This window comes from Pseudomonas sp. ICMP22404 (genome assembly GCF_006227205.1).
Taxonomy (GTDB): Bacteria; Pseudomonadota; Gammaproteobacteria; order Pseudomonadales; family Pseudomonadaceae; genus Aquipseudomonas.
Genome location: NZ_VCNG01000002.1, coordinates 231,425 through 247,326 on the forward strand (window position 1 = coordinate 231,425; position 15,902 = coordinate 247,326).

General features: G+C 59.4%; 18 protein-coding genes and 1 tRNA gene. 12 read left to right on the forward strand and 7 right to left on the reverse strand.

The features are described 5' to 3' along the window. Window positions 1–82: 82 nt before the first annotated feature. Window positions 83–364 carry a peptidylprolyl isomerase gene (locus FGE05_RS04815; protein WP_016774509.1) on the reverse strand — a complete coding sequence of 94 codons (282 nt, stop codon included), beginning with the start codon at window positions 362–364 and terminating at the stop codon, window positions 83–85. A 94-nt stretch (window positions 365–458) separates the two neighbouring features. Then, on the reverse strand, window positions 459–1,337 hold the full coding sequence (locus FGE05_RS04820) for a triacylglycerol lipase (protein WP_139642000.1): 879 nt from the start codon (window positions 1,335–1,337) through the stop codon (window positions 459–461). Window positions 1,338–1,664: 327 nt separating this feature from the next. Between FGE05_RS04820 and FGE05_RS04825 the strand changes: the two genes are divergently transcribed. Further along, on the forward strand, window positions 1,665–2,768 hold the full coding sequence (locus tag FGE05_RS04825; protein WP_257225586.1) for a hypothetical protein: 1,104 nt from the start codon (window positions 1,665–1,667) through the stop codon (window positions 2,766–2,768). Here FGE05_RS04825 and FGE05_RS04830 read toward each other — a convergent pair. Then, the gene (locus FGE05_RS04830; protein ID WP_139642002.1) at window positions 2,747–3,817 is read right to left on the reverse strand and encodes a 3-deoxy-7-phosphoheptulonate synthase; all 1,071 of its coding nucleotides are present in this window, start codon (window positions 3,815–3,817) and stop codon (window positions 2,747–2,749) included. The two genes, FGE05_RS04825 and FGE05_RS04830, sit on opposite strands and share 22 nt — an antisense overlap. Before the next feature lie 605 nt (window positions 3,818–4,422). Between FGE05_RS04830 and FGE05_RS04835 the strand changes: the two genes are divergently transcribed. The 7 genes from FGE05_RS04835 to FGE05_RS04865 all read left to right on the forward strand — a co-directional run bounded on the left by FGE05_RS04835 (window position 4,423) and on the right by FGE05_RS04865 (window position 9,552). Further along, complete coding sequence (locus tag FGE05_RS04835; protein WP_139642004.1) at window positions 4,423–5,181, forward strand: carbon-nitrogen hydrolase family protein; 759 nt, start codon at window positions 4,423–4,425, stop codon at window positions 5,179–5,181. A 10-nt stretch (window positions 5,182–5,191) separates the two neighbouring features. After that, window positions 5,192–5,626, forward strand: a complete 435-nt coding sequence (locus FGE05_RS04840; protein WP_139642006.1) for an N-acetyltransferase — start codon at window positions 5,192–5,194, stop codon at window positions 5,624–5,626. A 126-nt stretch (window positions 5,627–5,752) separates the two neighbouring features. Continuing rightward, window positions 5,753–6,394 (forward strand): UvrY/SirA/GacA family response regulator transcription factor, encoded by a 642-nt coding sequence (gene uvrY / locus FGE05_RS04845; protein WP_024781217.1) that lies wholly within the window; start codon window positions 5,753–5,755, stop codon window positions 6,392–6,394. 2 nt (window positions 6,395–6,396) lie between these two features. Beyond that, complete coding sequence (uvrC, locus tag FGE05_RS04850) at window positions 6,397–8,220, forward strand: excinuclease ABC subunit UvrC (RefSeq protein WP_139642008.1); 1,824 nt, start codon at window positions 6,397–6,399, stop codon at window positions 8,218–8,220. A gap of 32 nt (window positions 8,221–8,252) precedes the next feature. Further along, window positions 8,253–8,813 (forward strand): CDP-diacylglycerol--glycerol-3-phosphate 3-phosphatidyltransferase, encoded by a 561-nt coding sequence (gene pgsA / locus FGE05_RS04855; protein WP_139642010.1) that lies wholly within the window; start codon window positions 8,253–8,255, stop codon window positions 8,811–8,813. Between the two features lie 63 nt (window positions 8,814–8,876). Further along, window positions 8,877–8,952: transfer RNA gene (locus FGE05_RS04860), tRNA-Gly, on the forward strand. A 357-nt stretch (window positions 8,953–9,309) separates the two neighbouring features. Beyond that, window positions 9,310–9,552: a YceK/YidQ family lipoprotein gene (locus tag FGE05_RS04865; RefSeq protein ID WP_241802178.1), complete on the forward strand. Its 243-nt coding sequence runs from the start codon at window positions 9,310–9,312 to the stop codon at window positions 9,550–9,552. A gap of 58 nt (window positions 9,553–9,610) precedes the next feature. Here the strand turns inward: FGE05_RS04865 and FGE05_RS04870 are convergent, their stop codons facing one another. After that, window positions 9,611–10,003, reverse strand: a complete 393-nt coding sequence (locus tag FGE05_RS04870) for an ester cyclase (protein WP_139642014.1) — start codon at window positions 10,001–10,003, stop codon at window positions 9,611–9,613. Window positions 10,004–10,252: 249 nt separating this feature from the next. Further along, the gene (locus tag FGE05_RS04875) at window positions 10,253–10,657 is read right to left on the reverse strand and encodes a hypothetical protein (protein WP_139642015.1); all 405 of its coding nucleotides are present in this window, start codon (window positions 10,655–10,657) and stop codon (window positions 10,253–10,255) included. A gap of 410 nt (window positions 10,658–11,067) precedes the next feature. On the opposite strand from FGE05_RS04875, the gene FGE05_RS04880 reads away from it, so the two are divergent. From FGE05_RS04880 to FGE05_RS04890, 3 genes are read left to right on the forward strand one after another with little or no spacing between them, the layout of a single operon-like run. Further along, window positions 11,068–11,607: a kinase inhibitor gene (locus tag FGE05_RS04880; protein WP_069018530.1), complete on the forward strand. Its 540-nt coding sequence runs from the start codon at window positions 11,068–11,070 to the stop codon at window positions 11,605–11,607. A gap of 5 nt (window positions 11,608–11,612) precedes the next feature. Next, window positions 11,613–12,431 (forward strand): helix-turn-helix transcriptional regulator, encoded by an 819-nt coding sequence (locus FGE05_RS04885; protein WP_024776542.1) that lies wholly within the window; start codon window positions 11,613–11,615, stop codon window positions 12,429–12,431. 8 nt (window positions 12,432–12,439) lie between these two features. Continuing rightward, complete coding sequence (locus FGE05_RS04890; RefSeq protein ID WP_139642017.1) at window positions 12,440–13,072, forward strand: VOC family protein; 633 nt, start codon at window positions 12,440–12,442, stop codon at window positions 13,070–13,072. Window positions 13,073–13,375: 303 nt separating this feature from the next. Here FGE05_RS04890 and FGE05_RS04895 read toward each other — a convergent pair whose 3' ends face one another. After that, window positions 13,376–13,756 (reverse strand): nuclear transport factor 2 family protein, encoded by a 381-nt coding sequence (locus tag FGE05_RS04895; RefSeq protein ID WP_024776544.1) that lies wholly within the window; start codon window positions 13,754–13,756, stop codon window positions 13,376–13,378. Window positions 13,757–13,957: 201 nt separating this feature from the next. Between FGE05_RS04895 and FGE05_RS04900 the strand changes: the two genes are divergently transcribed. Further along, entirely contained in the window at window positions 13,958–14,899 is a 942-nt protein-coding gene (locus tag FGE05_RS04900; protein WP_139642019.1) for a LysR substrate-binding domain-containing protein, read from the forward strand. 40 nt (window positions 14,900–14,939) lie between these two features. On the opposite strand, the gene FGE05_RS04905 is transcribed toward FGE05_RS04900, so the two are convergent. After that, window positions 14,940–15,893, reverse strand: coding sequence for a glyoxylate/hydroxypyruvate reductase A (locus FGE05_RS04905; protein WP_218938864.1), 954 nt, complete (start codon window positions 15,891–15,893; stop codon window positions 14,940–14,942). Between the last annotated feature and the right edge of the window lie 9 nt (window positions 15,894–15,902).

The window sequence follows — 15,902 nt, forward strand, 5'->3', positions numbered from 1 at the left end:
GTTGATCGCCAGCCCGGTGGTCAAGGAGTGGTGGCGAGGAGCTAAGGTGGCGGGGGAGCAAGCCCCCTCGCCACCGTCACCCTCAGTCCTGGCGGCTGGTCACTTCCAGCAGGTGATAACCGAACTGGGTCTTGACCGGACCCTGCACCACGTTGATCGGCGCGCTGAACACGACGGTGTCGAACTCCTTGACCATCTGGCCTGGGCCGAACGAACCCAGGTCGCCGCCCTGACGGCTGGACGGGCATGACGAGTTGGCCTTCGCGACTTCGGCGAAATCGGCACCGGCTTCGATCTGGGCCTTGAGTTCGTTGCACTTGTCTTCGCTGGAAACCAGGATGTGGCGGGCAGTGGCTTTGGCCATGGGACATTCCTTTCAATGGATTTAAAGGGTGTGAGCCTACCGGAATCGTTGAAGGGTTGTTGTCAAAAATGCGTCAGAACCTTGAACCCGCCGATCACAGGCCCGCTTTGCGCAGGCGTTCGGCGTGCCGCACGTAGAGTTCCAGCGGGGTTGTCCCCTTGTACGCGCACCCGGACGGTTGATCGATGGCCTGCATATGATCCATCGGATAGTCGGAGCGGATGACCTTGCCCAGGTGCGAGCTGAAGCGACCCACCAGGCCGTCGTTCTGCCCGGCTTCGGTGATGAAGTATTCGGAAAAGGCCCGGCAGAACACTTGGAAGGGGTGCGTTGTCCGCAGGGCATCGCCAGGTATGTCCTGCAGCGTGCCGCTCCAGGAGTAGTAGCGCACGCCGTTGACCAGCTCCGGCCCCTTGCTCCCCCAGCTCCTGGGCAAGCCTTGCGGGTATTTGTCGTTGAACGCGCCTACGCCTTCGGTGGTCAGGGCCGCCAGTGCGGCGATGGCGTTGTGGGGGAGGTGTGCCTGGCCGCTCAGCAATGAAATGAAGTCGACGAACAACGTGGCGACTCTACCGGCGACATGCTCCGGCAGGCGCCCGGGCGTGAGGGCCTTGCGCAGGAAGTCGGCCAGTTCGGAGCCGTGGTTGGGGCCGCTGACCGACGTCACCGAGGCGACCTTCGTGGGTTCCAGTGCGGCGGCGTAACGGGACGCCAATGCACCTTGGCCATGCCCGATCAGGTTCACCCGGGTGGCCCCGGTGCCGCTCAGGACCCGATCAATCTGGGCCAGTAAGTCTTCACCGCGAGCCTCGTTGGTGTAGGTGGCCGACAGGTAGGGAATGAATACCCGGGCGCCGGCGGTGCGCAGTGCCTGCTTGATGCCTTGGAACAGTTCGGAGCCAGCGACCCTGTCAAACCCGAACAAACCATGTACCAACAGGATAGGAAATTGAGTGGTTGCATTCCGTTGCATGTTCGTACCTTTTTCGAAGAGGTTCATGTTGAATTTGCGACACCACTGTAATGCAGGCTTCTGCGCCGAGGTGTAGGAAGAAACCGCTATGGCCGACCGAAAACGGACTAGAGAAGGCAGGAAGAATCAGAAAAGTGGCCGAATGATGTGTTTGGTTTCGGGATGCGTCTGATAGACCCTGTTGCATGCAGCTACAGTCTCAAGTGCAAGGGACCACCCGCGCTGTCGTCTTGTCTGACTGCGGGTTTGCGAGGAGCAGGTTCTAATGGCTCTATCGGGCGCCGTTAAAGGGAGATGGCGTCCTCATCCAAGGACTGGAATCCATACATGACCACTGACCCATTTGGCCGGCGAGCCCGGCTTAGCGCTCGGACGAAATTCCGGGCCCCCATCCTGGCGGCGGCAAAAGGCGGGGTGATCAACCCGGCCTGGAGCAAGGTCGCTATCACCCTCAAACCCTATCCGTTGATGACGTGCGGCGATGAGGTCCTTCTGTTCTGGTACGGGCTCAATTCGGACGGCGAGCCGTACCGGCATGAAATACGCAGGTCCATCACGGAGCGACAAGTCGACCGGGACGTCACGTTCGTCGTGCGCGAACCCCACATTGCCGAGCTGGACGGCGGCTCGCTGGAGATCTTTTATCAAGTCACCGGTAAACGACTTCCGGCGCCCATGCATTCGGAGGCCCTGCAACTGGTGATCGGTGACGTAGCGCCGCAACTGTTGCCGGCCATTGCCACCGATGCGGTGGGCGGCAGTCTTGATCCGAAGCGTCTCCCCGAGGGCACCTGCGTGGTCATTCGGCCCTATTCAAGAATGGCTGTCGGGGACCGGCTGATCCTGATCGGCAGCAGGGACTCCAGGGCACTCTGGCGTGACGTGCTGGACATCGAAGCCCATGCCGTCGGTCGCGAGGTCTCGTTCTGGATAGATCATGCGCTGATCGCCCCGCATCTGGGGCATCACCTGGACCTTTCCTACGTCGTCAGACGCGGGCATTCCGTGCGCCGTGCCGAGTCCTTGTCGCTGCATATCGGCCCCCTGGTCCGCCCGCCGCTGAAGGCGCCTCGGATCCTGGGTCTGAAGGAGGGGGAACTGGATGTCGATGAGCAGGAGAAGGGAGTGAAGGTGATCATCGAGACTGGCGGATTCGAGATTGGCGAGTTGGTCTGGCTGCAATGCGATGGCAGCTATGCCTATGTCGGCGAGCGCGAAATCGTCCCGGCCAACGTCGGTCAGCCGATGACCTTCGTGGTCCCGGCGGACTATTGGCAGAGTCAACAAGGCAGATCGGTGCGCGTTCGCTATCAGGTCGAGCGCCTGGACGATGTGAGTCAGCCTTTCGCCGGGGTCGAGGTGCATGTGCGCTCCAGGAGCGCCCTCCCTAAGGAGGGCGCGCACGAAGCTCAGTTGGCCGATAGCAACTGACGATGGGCCTGGCGCAGCAGTTGCTCGGTGGATGCCCAGCCCAGACACCCGTCGGTCACCGATACGCCGTAGCGCATTGACGGGCTGATGGGCTGGCAGCCTTCGAACAGGTGGCTCTCGATCATCATGCCGATCAACGATCGGTTCCCTTGCAGCCGCTGCGCCAGCACGTCATTGAATACCTCTGGCTGGCGCGAGGGATCCTTACCGCTGTTGGCGTGACTGCAATCCACCATGATCCGGGCCGGTATTTTCAGACGGCTCAGGTCGCTGTGTATCTGCGCGACGCTCTGGCGGTCGTAGTTCGGGCCGCGGTGTCCACCCCGCAGCACCAGGTGAGTGTCGGGATTGCCCTGGGTCTGGATGATTGCAGGATGCCCCTGGCTGTCGACGCCGAAATGCCGGTGGGGATGGGCGGCGGAGCGCATGGCGTCGCAGGCGATCCCGACGCCGCCGTCGGTGCCGTTCTTGAAGCCGACCGGCATGCCCAGGCCGCTGGCCATTTCCCGGTGGATCTGCGATTCGGTAGTGCGCGCGCCGATGGCGACCCAGCTGAGCAGGTCGTCGAAGTAGTTGGCGGCCATGGGTTGCAGCAGTTCGGTGGCGACGGGCAGGCCCAGCTGCAGCATTTCACGCATCAGTTCCCGGGACAGGGTCAGGCCGGCGGCCATGTCATCGCTGCCATCCAGGTCGGGATCGTAGGCCAGGCCTTTCCAGCCCACCGTCGTGCGGGGCTTTTCCACGTAGGCGCGCATCACCAGCAGCATACGGTCGCTCACTTCGTGGGCCAGGCGAGCGAGGTTGGCGGCATATTCGAGGGCGGATTTCGGATCGTGGAGGGAGCAGGGGCCCACGATGACCAGCAGGCGAGCGTCCTCACCGTCGAGGATTGCGCGGATGGCCTGGCGATGGGCGTCGACTTGTTGGCTCAACGCGTGGCTGAGCGGCAATTGGTGCTTGAGCTGCAACGAGCTGGGCAGACGCAGGGTCAGGGCTTCATTGGCAGGGGTGAGCGTGGACAGCGGCAAAGCGGAGACGGACGAATTCATGATCTGGCTTCCTGGGCGGGCAGCGGGTTCTTCCCGCGCCGGCCCTAGTGGGGTGTTCGACAGTTGGCCGTACTGGCCTCAAGTGTTTGCATGCCACCGATAGGTGACCGATCGGAGGCGGCAGGCTGTCCCGAGCGGAGGCTGGTAAATCGCCAGGCGCAAAAGTCGTAACGGTAATAAGTGGCGTAGTTCATGGCTCTATCCTCAAAGTTGTTGGTGTTGCAAACGTACAGGGCTGAAAAAACAAAACCCCCGGTCGGGAGGCCGACCGGGGGTTTATGAACTCTGGAAGGCGACCCGTTTAAAGTGGGCGCCGGTTGGGTATCAGGCGCGCCAGTGGCTAAACCAATACCCAAAATAAAAGTTGACCGGAGCAGCAACACCGTTCGCCCGGACAGCCGCAACCGAGCGCGGAGCGCTGACGGGTTGAAGCGGTGAGAGGGCGTTGAACATGGTCTGTCTCCGATGAATGGTTCTGAGCTTACTCGACCCCGGGGCGCCGGTTCAATAAGAATGTTCTATAGCTCTGATGCACTGTTTGTAATGGGTTGAGTCTGACGAACTTTATGACACACTTTCTGTAGACCCACATCCATGATTGAAATATGACTCCTTCAACTTTCGCCGCTGCCCAGTCGATTTCCATCGCTGGGGATGTCCGTGCCAATCTCATCCGCCACCAGCGTTTCATGCGGGTTGCCGCTGAACAGAGCGTTCAGCTATTGGTATTCCCCGAGCTGTCTTTGACGGGGTATGAGCGGGACCTGGCGGCGGAGCTGGCTATTCTGCCCGACGACAGCATGTTGCAGCCGCTGCGTGAGCTGGCGCGAGAGTTGGGTCTGACCACAGTGGTCGGTATGCCCATTCGTCTGGCAACAAGCGCGCCGGTTCTGATCGGTGCTTTGGTATTCGGTGCTGATGGATCCCTCGGGGTCTACAGCAAGCAACATCTGCACCCCGGAGAAGAAAGTGTCTTCTCTCCGGGGCATGGCGGTTCGATGCTGGAAATAGGGAGCGACCACATCGCGTTAGCGGTATGCGCGGACTTTTCCCATGCTTCCCACGCCGCCTCGGCAGCGGGGCGAGGCGCTACGCTCTATGCGGCAGGGGTGCTGATCAGTGAGGGTGGCTACGTAGCGGATACGACATTGTTGCAAGGTTATGCCAGGCAACACGCCATGGCGATTCTGATGGCCAATCATGGTGGCGTTACGGGAGGCTGGGTGTCGGCTGGTAATAGCGCGGTCTGGAGGCCCGACGGCTCGCTGATTGCTATGGCGCCGGGTAGGGGCGATGTGTTGGTCATCGCTCGTCACGACGTCACTGGTTGGGCCGGACAGGTCTTACCGTTGACAGCACTTTGACGAGGTACCCATGAGTTTCCAGTGGCGTGCGGCCACGACCGCAGATATCGATTTCGCCCGGCAACTGACCTGCACCAATATGCTGCCGTATTACCTGCGCCATGATTTGCTCTGGCAGGACGAGGCGTTCGACCTGGCGTGGATCATTCGTCAGAACTGGGTCATCTGTGGCGGGGAGCAGGTACTGGGTTTTGTCAGCCTCAGTCGGGATGCCCGGGCGTTGTACATCCGGGAGTTACAGATCGATCAGGCGTTCCGCGGGCAGGGCGCCGGTACCTGGGCGATCGGACAGGCATGGGGCATGGTCGCGTCGGAGCGGCGGCCGGCGTTGCGTCTGACGGTGTTCAAGGACAACCCGGCCAGGAAGCTCTACGAGCGCATGGGGTTATACGTCGCGGGCGAGGATGAATGTTTCCTGAGGATGCAGCGAGACGCCGATGCCTGAGGCCTTGGATAGCGCATCCGGGAAGATTCGCTGTAACTTTTTAATGCCTCTTGGCGCTAGGTCTGTCGGAAGCTTTTTGCTAAGGTGTGAGGCAGTCCATATAAGACCAAATGGTGAGGTGTCTGCTTGATTAGGGTGTTAGTGGTCGATGACCATGATCTCGTTCGTACGGGCATTACACGAATGCTGGCTGACATCGACGGTCTGCAGGTGGTTGGTCAGGCCGAATCCGGGGAAGAATCCCTGATCAAGGCACGTGAATTGAAACCCGACGTGGTACTCATGGACGTGAAGATGCCTGGCATCGGCGGTCTTGAGGCCACGCGCAAACTGCTGCGCAGTCACCCGGATATCAAGGTGGTCGCGGTGACCGTCTGTGAGGAAGACCCGTTCCCGACCCGGTTGTTGCAGGCGGGGGCGGCGGGTTACCTCACCAAGGGTGCCGGTTTGAACGAAATGGTCCAGGCCATCCGCCTGGTGTTCGCCGGGCAGCGCTACATCAGCCCGCAGATCGCCCAGCAGTTGGCGATCAAATCATTCCAGCCGACCAACGAATCGCCCTTCGACGCGTTGTCGGAGCGGGAAATCCAGATTGCCCTGATGATCGTCGGTTGCCAGAAAGTCCAGATCATCTCCGATAAACTGTGCCTGTCTCCGAAAACCGTCAACACCTACCGTTACCGTATCTTCGAGAAGCTTTCGATCAGCAGTGATGTCGAGTTGACACTGCTGGCAGTGCGTCACGGCATGGTCGATGCCAGCGCCTGATAATGACCGAACCGTTTGATCCCAGTGCTTTCCTGTCCACATGCAGTGGCCGCCCCGGCGTGTACCGCATGTTCGACGGAGATGCGCGCCTGCTGTACGTGGGCAAGGCCAAGAATCTCAAGAAGCGCCTGGCCAGCTACTTTCGCAAGACCGGCCTGGCCCCCAAGACCGCCGCGTTGGTGGGGCGCATCGCGCAGATCGAAACCACCATCACCGCCAACGAAACCGAAGCGCTGCTGCTTGAACAGACGCTGATCAAGGAATGGCGGCCGCCGTACAACATCCTGCTGCGGGACGATAAATCCTACCCCTACGTGTTCCTGTCCGACGGGGCGTTCCCGCGCCTGAGCATCCACCGTGGCGCGAAAAAGGCCAAGGGTCGTTATTTCGGTCCTTATCCCAGCGCCGGTGCGATTCGTGAAAGCCTGAGCCTGCTGCAGAAGACCTTTTTCGTGCGCCAGTGTGAAGACAGCTATTACAAGAACCGCACCCGACCCTGCTTGCAATACCAGATCAAACGCTGCAAGGCGCCTTGCGTGGGATTCGTCGAGCCCGAAGTCTATGCCGAGGACGTGCGTCACTCGGTGATGTTCCTGGAAGGTCGCAGCAATGCGCTGACCGACGAGTTGTCGAGCGCGATGGAAGAGGCGGCGATCAATCTGGAATTCGAAAAGGCCGCCGAGCTGCGCGACCAGATCGGTCTGCTGCGCCGCGTTCAGGACCAGCAGAGCATGGAGGGCGGCAGCGGCGACGTCGATGTGATCGCGTCGTTCATCAACCCGGGCGGTGCATGCGTGCATCTGATCAGCGTGCGGGGCGGCCGCGTGCTCGGCAGCAAGAACTTCTTCCCCCAGGTGGGTATCGAGGAAGATGTGGCCGAGGTCATGTCGGCGTTTCTCGGCCAATACTACGTCAGCAGTCCGGAGCGCGACCTGCCGAGCGAATTGATCGTCAACGTGGTCCACGAGGATTTCCCGACCCTGATTGAAGCCATTCATACGCTTCGCGGTCGCGAGCTGACCATCAGCCATCGCGTGCGCGGCACCCGCGCACGCTGGCAACAACTGGCGGTCACCAATGCCGAACAGGCCCTGGGTGCGCGCTTGGCTAACCGCCAGCACGTCGCGGCTCGGTTCGATGCACTGGCCGATGTCCTCAACCTGGACGAACCACCGCAGCGGCTGGAGTGCTACGACATCAGCCACTCCAGCGGCGAGGCCACCGTGGCGTCCTGCGTGGTGTTCGGCCCGGAAGGCCCGATCAAGTCCGATTACCGTCGCTATAACATCGAAGGTGTGACCGCCGGCGATGACTACGCGGCGATGCACCAGGCCCTGATGCGACGCTTCGGCAAGCTGAAGGACGGGGAGGGCAAACTCCCGGACATCCTGCTGGTGGACGGCGGTAAAGGCCAGTTGTCCATGGCTCGCGACGTGCTCAATGAGTTGATGGTTCCCGACCTGATCCTGCTGGGCGTCGCCAAGGGCGCTACGCGCAAGGCTGGTTTCGAGACCCTGTACCTGAACGATGCGGCCCATGAATTCACCCTGAAAGGGGACTCTCCGGCGTTGCACCTGATCCAGCAGATTCGCGACGAAGCCCACCGCTTCGCCATTACCGGCCACCGTGCCCGCCGTGGCAAGACTCGCCGCACCTCCACCCTGGAAGGCGTGGCAGGGGTCGGCCCGACCCGGCGACGGGACCTGTTGAAACATTTCGGTGGATTGCAGGAGCTGTCTCGTGCCAGCATCGAAGAGATCGCCAAAGCCCCTGGTATCAGTAAAAAGCTCGCAGAGTCGATTTATGCAAACCTGCATAGCGAGTAGAATGCCCGTCAACCTCGCAGCCAGTTGTGCCGATGAATATCCCAAATCTGCTTACCGTTCTACGCGTCCTGCTCATTCCGATCTTCATACTGTTGTTCTATTTGCCGTACCACTGGAGCTACATGGCCTCCGCTTCGGTCTTCGCCATCGCCGCCGCAACGGACTGGCTGGACGGTTACCTGGCCCGCCGTCTGGAGCAGAGCACACCGTTCGGCGCGTTCCTCGATCCGGTGGCCGACAAGCTGATGGTCGCCGTGGCCCTGGTGCTGCTGGTGCAGGAACACGGCAACCTCTGGCTGACCTTGCCGGCGGCAGTGATCATCGGTCGTGAGATCGTCGTCTCGGCACTCCGCGAGTGGATGGCCGAGCTGGGCGCCCGCGCCCAGGTCGCCGTGTCGAACCTCGGCAAATGGAAAACCGCCGCGCAGATGCTCGCCCTGGTCATCCTCCTGGCCAACCCCTCGGACTTCAGCTTCTGGGTGCTGCTGGGCTATGCATTGCTGCTGATTTCCGCCGGCCTGACGCTGTGGTCGATGGTCCAGTACCTGCGCGCCGCCTGGCCGCATCTGCGGACGGATGTAGAGAAGAAATAAAACTTTTTTGAATCAAAGGGTTGACGGCGTAATCTGAATCTATAGAATGCGCCACACCAAGACGCGGGAATAGCTCAGTTGGTAGAGCACGACCTTGCCAAGGTCGGGGTCGCGAGTTCGAGTCTCGTTTCCCGCTCCAAGATTCAGAAAAAAGCCACTCAGATGAGTGGCTTTTTTTTGTGCCTGAGATTTGTAGGGTGAAGCGTGGGCCCTCGCGTTTTTGATCAATCGTTCTCGCCATCAACGATATTCATCTGTTTAGCAAGTCTGCAGGCCTTTGCGGGTGGCGATTTCGGTTGATCCATGCTGGAGTGATTACCCATTCGCAGAGGACGGCCACGGCGAGGAGTGGGAAAAGTCGCAACGTCCCGCGCTGTAGACGACGCGCTGCAAAATCTTCCGTAGCAACAATGAGAGGTGGGCCGGTTTCAGTGCTACAGTCTCGCCCTTCCAGGGGTGAGGGTACATCATGCGGTTGATGCTAACGGTTTTGACCATGGCGCTGCTGACAGGGTGCGCGACTGTCAACGAAAGCTCCAGTTACGGGCACATGTGTGGCCTCCATCCTTACTGCGGCGTTACTGTCGATCTGGAGATCATCAAAGGCGCGGCTGACGACAACGCTGGGGCCATGAGTGCCCTGACTCCGTTTGCAGTCATCGACCTGCCGTTCAGCTTCGTCGCCGATACGCTGATCCTGCCGTACACGATTTTTCATATGAAGAGTGCCGACGAGTAGCGCTGGCTGATCTCGACCATCAGGACGGCTGCGACAGGGCCTGGTTGAAGAGCTGAGGCTAAGCTGATCGGAGCTGAGCTTCGATCGCTGTCTTATCGATGACCGACCAGACCTCGCGGATCCTGCCGCCCTCGAACGCATAGAAGATGTTTTCGGCGAACGAGATGCGTGTCCCATTCACCGCCAGGCCCAGGAATTCCCCAACCGGTGCGCAATTGAAGGCCAGGCGAGCTGCCAACTTAGGTGGGTCGATCACCAGGAATGCAATCGCAAAGCGCAAGTCGGGAATGGCCCGATAATCGGCTTCCAGCATGCTTCGATAGCCGTGCAACCCTAATGGTTTCGCGTTGTGAACCACATCCGGGTGCACAAAATGGCCCAGGTTTTCCCAGTCCTGTGCATTCAGGCAGGCGATGTAGTCGCTATAAAGATCGGCAAGGTTCGGGCTCATGGGGCTGATTCTCCTTTTCATGTCTGTTCTTGCCTTTGCGATCCTAGGTCCTATTGTGATGTCTCATCAAGGCAGTGAGCAGAGTAGAAAGTCAGCGGTGTAGGTGACAGTGGTCATCGCGTTGCTGAACGACCATGGCGGAGCGTCCGGCGGACACGGGGCCGCCGACGCGAAGGCGCCAGGCAATGCTGACTTTCAATAGGGTTGAGCGGCGACCAGCAAACTTCCGGTCGCGGGCCAGTGAAGGTTTTACAGCGTGATGCTGGCGGCTGGGTAGAACAGAATATTGAGTACGAAGAGGATCACCCAGAAACCGATTTCGAGCGTTTCGGTAATAGGCTGGATCTGTTTGATTGCGCCGTAGACATGCACGAAGAACATCAGCGTGAAGACCACGAAAAGAATATCGAAGGCATAACTGAAACTGGTGCCGGTGGTGGCTGAACGCAACATCGCTACTTCAACGACAAGGATGAATGCACCGAGGCAACGGCCGAAATAGATAGCCAGATGTTCGTGTTCGGGGACGCTCCAGCGCATAAGCCGGGCCCATTGGAGCGGGGCGAAAAAGATGGGCAAGGCAAAGAAGAGGGTAGTCACCACCATCAGGGTTGTGATGTATTCCTTGCTGTATTGCGCATAGTAACCAAGCATTTAAGAACTCCTTGTCTCATCCGCACGCCTAGGCGCCCGGCAGTAATTATTATTGTGAGCGGCGTGAAGTGTTGCGAGGGCTGACCAGAAGCGTCAATTGTCCAAAAGCGCCTGCTACCAAAAGCGCGGAGGGGAGTAGTACCACTTACACACGCAGTTTAGACCGATGGCCGTGGTATCTGGGCGGAACTCACTGCGGCGAGGGCGACTGGCGTTTGCGCGGCGCGAAACGGGTAGTGTTGAGGTTGAGCACAACTGTGGGTTAGAGGCGAAATCGCCCACGGAAGCCAGGGGATCGCTTCCCAAACAAAAAAGAGCATTTCGGCACTCTTATCGAGCATTTCGGCACAGTAGCCACTCTTCGTTCAACCTAGAATCGAGCTTCACTCTAAGACTCAGATGGAGCCGCGATGAACATCAGATCAGTCCTGCCTGCACTTTCCATGGCAGTAGCATTCAGTGGATATGCCGCCGACTTCTCACTGACCAGCCAGGATATCGCTGACAACCGTCCGCTGACCAAACGCGAAGTGTTCCAAGGCTTCGGTTGCGAAGGTGGCAACACTTCTCCCGAGCTTTCCTGGGCAAACGCTCCCGCAGGTACTAAAAGCTATGCGATCACGGTCTATGATCCCGATGCACCGACCGGTAGCGGTTGGTGGCATTGGACGGTGGTTAACCTGCCGACTTCCACCAATAGCTTGCCAAGAGGAGTGGGGGCGAACCTGCCTGCCGGTGCAGTACAAGGGCGAACCGATTTTGGCCAGCCGGGATTTGGCGGGGCTTGCCCACCTGTAGGGGATAAACCCCATCGATATCAATTCACCGTATGGGCGTTGAAAGTGGATAAGCTACCACTCGACAGCGAGGCCAGCGGTGCCTTGGTAGGGTACATGCTCAATGCCAACGCCCTTGCCAAAGCGACCATTACTTCAACTTACGGACGTTAAGAACGATGCGCCCTTGTGACGGCATACAGCACCGGGAAAACATTATCGATGCGTGTGTCATACGGGCGCGACAGCCATTGACCCTGCCAAGGGTGCCGGTGTTCGTGACCACCTTGTGTCGAGTGCGACAAGGGGAGAAGCTGTTGCAATGGGATGATCGGGAGATGCGTGCCGGGCCGCAACATCTGATCCTGATGCCGGCCGGACGCGAGCTGGGTATCTCGAACTTCCCCGGACTTCACGGTCACTACGTCGCCGATGCGGTAACCTTTCCCGTCTCGACATTGCGTAACTTCAGCACCCGATATAGCCAGCAGATCATGAGCCGTCATGGTGAACTGAAGACTGATCTATGCGTCCCTCTGGACAGGCACACAACACAGGCATGGGATCAATTGTTGGCCTCTATCCATGCGAACTCCCCGGACGCATTACGCGCGCTCTACGGGGAAGCGGTTCTTCTGAGTCTGTGCCTGGGTGGCCAGGTCGGACCTCTGCTGATGGGGCGCAACGATCCAATTCGCGAACGTGTGCAGCAGATCGTCATGGGCAGTCCGGAGAAAGACTGGACAGTTGCGACCATTGCACAACGCCTGAACCTGGGGGAGTCGACGTTGCGTCGCCAATTGGCGAATGAGGGGGACAGTTTCAGGAATATCCTGGAGAGCGTTCGACTGGCGACGGCGTTGCAAGGGTTGCAAACAACGTCTCGCCCTATCGGGGAAATTGCTGCGGCCTGCGGTTACGCCTCGGCCTCACGTTTTGCCGTGCGCTTTCGCTCACACTATGGTCTGTCGCCACGTGAATTGCGGGCAGGGATTTAGGAGCCGTCATGCAGACATCACTGGACCATTTAGTCGTCGTGGCGCCTACGTTGGAGGCGGGTGAGCGCTTTGCGAGTCAACGATTGGGTGTGGAGCTTCAACAAGGCGGCTGTCATTCGCTTATGGGAACCCACAACAAGCTGCTGCGACTGGGGACGAGTTTCTATCTGGAAGTGATCGCGATCAACCCGGCGGCCGCGCCTGTAGGGCGGCCTCGCTGGTTCGCCCTGGACGGGTTACCAGACAACGCGTCTCCTCGGTTGGCCCATTGGGTTGCTGGAACCGACAGCCTGAAATCGCTTGGCTCGATGTTCGCGGAAGTCGTCGGCCAGGTACAGCCGATGAGCCGAGGTGAGTTGTGCTGGGATATTACGATTTTGGCGGACGGTGGATTGCCTTTGGGGGGAGCCGCCCCCAGCCTGATTCAATGGGGACAGTCGGCGCACCCTGCAGCGATGCTTGAAGATAAAGGTTGCTCATTGCAGATGCTCGATATTTTCCATCCTGCGCCAGAGAGGATCAGCCACCTGCTTGATGCCATGAATTTTTCCGGGCCAGTTCGGCTTCATCGATGCGATAGCATTGAAGCGTCACGCTTGGTTTCCTGTATCGAAACACCAGCGGGGCTCAGGAATTTATAGGGTGTCGCGTCCTGAATAAGGTTTACACCTTCTGATCTGCAGGAGGAAATGATCGCGCGAATGGAAGAGGTTTCGACCGGTGGCCGCGTGGCTTGATATCCCCGTCCCTCACCAAACCCTGGTTCACATTCATCAAGGCATTGAAGAATTGGGACGGGTCTACCAACCGGGGTTGCCATCAACAGCACGCACCGGCTCGGCCCTGTAGCCGCTATGAAACCCGGTCGAGTCAACGCCAGACGTGCCCAAGCCACAGCCGCTCGTTGCGTCGCCCGGCCATCGGGACGGCCGCCGCACTGACTCTCAGTCCATGCTGAATGCCCGCGCTCCGGCAGCTGTGTCCAGCGCTTCCCTGAGCAGTTTGATTTTCCCGCCCTCTGCGATGAGCAAGCCTGCATAGGTTTGCCGATAGACCTTGCCCGTGCCGACGACCAGCGCCTCGACCGAGTATTCGCCGAAGACCTTGTCGGGCGTGTCGATCCAAACCTTGAAATCCTTGAACCGGAAGTCCGGAATCTTCACAAGCAGGTCGGCGACCAGTTGCTCAATGGCGGCAGGTCCCTGCGCGTGCACATGAACAGTCGGTATTTCCAGCACGCCGTCCTCGGCAAACAAGGCCGCGGCTGACGTCGGCGCCTGGATGTTGTCTTGATAGGCTTGAAGCAATTGGAGAGCCGTTTTCATAGTGTCCTCTTGGGGGCTGGATCTGTGGTGTGGATTCGTCAGTCTTGCCCGGTATCGCTGTCTATGGGTGATCGAGGCTGGCGATGGATGAGAGCTTAGAGAGTTCACTTCGGTGAATAAATGTGCAAAAAGCTATTTGTTAATTCATGATGATGAATAATTCTCGCCCATCTTTCCTACACCCCCGGCCCCTTTTTGACCATGGATCAATTGCTTGCCTTACGCGTTTTCATCCGTATAGCCGAGTCAGGCGCGTTCTCAAAAGCCGCGGATTCGATGAACATTCCGCGCCCGACCGTTACCAAACTGATGCAAGACCTGGAGCGTCACCTCGGCACGAAGCTGCTACACCGAACGACGCGACGCGTCAGCGTGACTTCGGAGGGGGCGGCTTACTACGAGCGTGCGACGCGGCTTATCGGCGACCTTGATGACATGGACGAGAGTATGGTGCGTGCACAGGCCCAGCCGCGTGGCCGCATCCGCGTCGATATCGGGTCGGTGCTGGCGAACATGATCCTGATTCCGGCGCTTCCAAGTTTCCGCGCGCTATATCCCGAGCTCCATATCGACCTCGGTGTCAGTGACCGGCCAATCGATCTGATCGGCGAGGGTGTCGATTGCGTCATTCGCGGCGGAGAGTTGGCCGACACCTCACTTGTCGCGCGACGACTCGCAGACCTGGACTGGGTCACCTGTGCGAGTCCGTCGTATCTTGCCGTGCACGGTGTTCCCATCCATCCTTCCGAGTTGATGCACCCTGGGCCAGCGGCAAAGAAGACGACTGGCGGGCCGGGACATGCAATCCTGGGCTACTTCTCATCACTCACCGGGAGGCCCTTCCCATTGGAGTTCTGCAAGGCAGCCGAGCAGGTTCTGGTCCAGGGACAGGTGGTGGTCGGGGTCAACGACAGCTCCGCGTATTTGAGCACGCTGCTCAGTGGAGTGGGCCTTGGTCAGGCGTTCAGGTTCATGGTCGCCCCGCATCTTGAGAGCGGAAAACTGCGTACCGTGCTCGACGATTGGAGTCGGCCACGGCATCGATTGAGCGTGATCTATCCGAGCAACAGGCATCTCAGCGCAAAGACGCGGCTGTTCGTCGAATGGGTGGCACATGTGTTTGCTCCGTTCGACGACCGATAGATTTGCCTGGTCGCAGCCGAAAGCCTCGAAACTCAACTCGTCAGTAATTGAGATTTCGGTCGACCTCGTGAAGCAACGGCTGCCCTTCGGTAAGGCGGTCCAGGTTTTCGATGAACTGCTCGACTACGGGGCCTATCGACGGTTGTGCTGCGATGTGTGGAGTAACCAGGATCTTGTCATGCCTCCAGAGCTCACTGTCCGGGGACAAGGGTTCGGTCGCAAAGACATCCAAGGCAGCACCGCTTAAATGCCCTTCGTTGACCAAGGCCAGAAGATCCTCTTCCACCACGATACCGCCGCGTGCCACGTTGATTACGAAACTGCCTCTGGGAAGTTTTTCAAGACATGATCGTCCTAGCAGCCCGGCGGTCTGCGCAGTACCTGGCAGCAGGCACACCAGGAAATCGGAGCGCTCGAGGAATGTGTCCATGCCTGCCTTCCCGATGAAGACGGGCACGCGCGACTCGCGCTCATCCGAGCGTGTCCAGCCAATGACGCTGAAGCCCAGCGCGGCGACTACGTCGGCCACGACCGCGCCGATCGAGCCAAGTCCCATGATGCCGACTGTAACTTGGCGCGCGTCGGGTACCGGCAGGCGCTTCCATTCACCCGCTGCGTGCTGCTGTTCCATCTTGGGCAGCGAGCGGAACTGCCGCAGGATCTGCAAGGACACAAACTGCGCCATGCTCAAGCCTAGCCCTGGCTCAACAGCTCGAGTGACCTTGACGTGCATTGGGAGGTCTGGCGCAGAAATGATTCCGTCGGCCCCCGCGCCTACCGAGGCGGCCAACTGGAGGTTAGGCAGGCGAGACGCGATGCCAGTGGGGAGCTTGAAGGCGAAAAGGGCTGTAATGTCGGGGTCGAGTCCTGGGCCAAGCTCAGTGACGATGTCGAGATCGGGCGCTCGGGTACGCAGCGCTTCGTAGCGGGCAGTGACGAAGTCCGATGTCAGAAGCATAAGAACTTTGTGAGGGCGTGCGGCAGGCTTGCTCATACGAAGGCA

Coding starts and splice junctions, on each gene's coding strand:
- FGE05_RS04825 (WP_257225586.1), top strand. CDS start 1,665: ATGACCACTGACCCATTTGGCCGGCGAGCCCGGCTTAGCGCTCGGACG.
- FGE05_RS04840 (WP_139642006.1), top strand. CDS start 5,192: ATGAGTTTCCAGTGGCGTGCGGCCACGACCGCAGATATCGATTTCGCC.
- FGE05_RS04835 (WP_139642004.1), top strand. CDS start 4,423: ATGACTCCTTCAACTTTCGCCGCTGCCCAGTCGATTTCCATCGCTGGG.
- FGE05_RS04870 (WP_139642014.1), bottom strand. CDS start 10,003: ATGAGCCCGAACCTTGCCGATCTTTATAGCGACTACATCGCCTGCCTG.
- FGE05_RS04890 (WP_139642017.1), top strand. CDS start 12,440: ATGCAGACATCACTGGACCATTTAGTCGTCGTGGCGCCTACGTTGGAG.
- FGE05_RS04900 (WP_139642019.1), top strand. CDS start 13,958: ATGGATCAATTGCTTGCCTTACGCGTTTTCATCCGTATAGCCGAGTCA.
- FGE05_RS04895 (WP_024776544.1), bottom strand. CDS start 13,756: ATGAAAACGGCTCTCCAATTGCTTCAAGCCTATCAAGACAACATCCAG.
- FGE05_RS04880 (WP_069018530.1), top strand. CDS start 11,068: ATGAACATCAGATCAGTCCTGCCTGCACTTTCCATGGCAGTAGCATTC.
- FGE05_RS04830 (WP_139642002.1), bottom strand. CDS start 3,817: ATGAATTCGTCCGTCTCCGCTTTGCCGCTGTCCACGCTCACCCCTGCC.
- FGE05_RS04865 (WP_241802178.1), top strand. CDS start 9,310: ATGGCGCTGCTGACAGGGTGCGCGACTGTCAACGAAAGCTCCAGTTAC.
- FGE05_RS04885 (WP_024776542.1), top strand. CDS start 11,613: ATGCGCCCTTGTGACGGCATACAGCACCGGGAAAACATTATCGATGCG.
- FGE05_RS04815 (WP_016774509.1), bottom strand. CDS start 364: ATGGCCAAAGCCACTGCCCGCCACATCCTGGTTTCCAGCGAAGACAAG.
- FGE05_RS04820 (WP_139642000.1), bottom strand. CDS start 1,337: ATGCAACGGAATGCAACCACTCAATTTCCTATCCTGTTGGTACATGGT.
- FGE05_RS04875 (WP_139642015.1), bottom strand. CDS start 10,657: ATGCTTGGTTACTATGCGCAATACAGCAAGGAATACATCACAACCCTG.
- uvrC (WP_139642008.1), top strand. CDS start 6,397: ATGACCGAACCGTTTGATCCCAGTGCTTTCCTGTCCACATGCAGTGGC.
- pgsA (WP_139642010.1), top strand. CDS start 8,253: ATGAATATCCCAAATCTGCTTACCGTTCTACGCGTCCTGCTCATTCCG.
- FGE05_RS04905 (WP_218938864.1), bottom strand. CDS start 15,893: ATGAGCAAGCCTGCCGCACGCCCTCACAAAGTTCTTATGCTTCTGACA.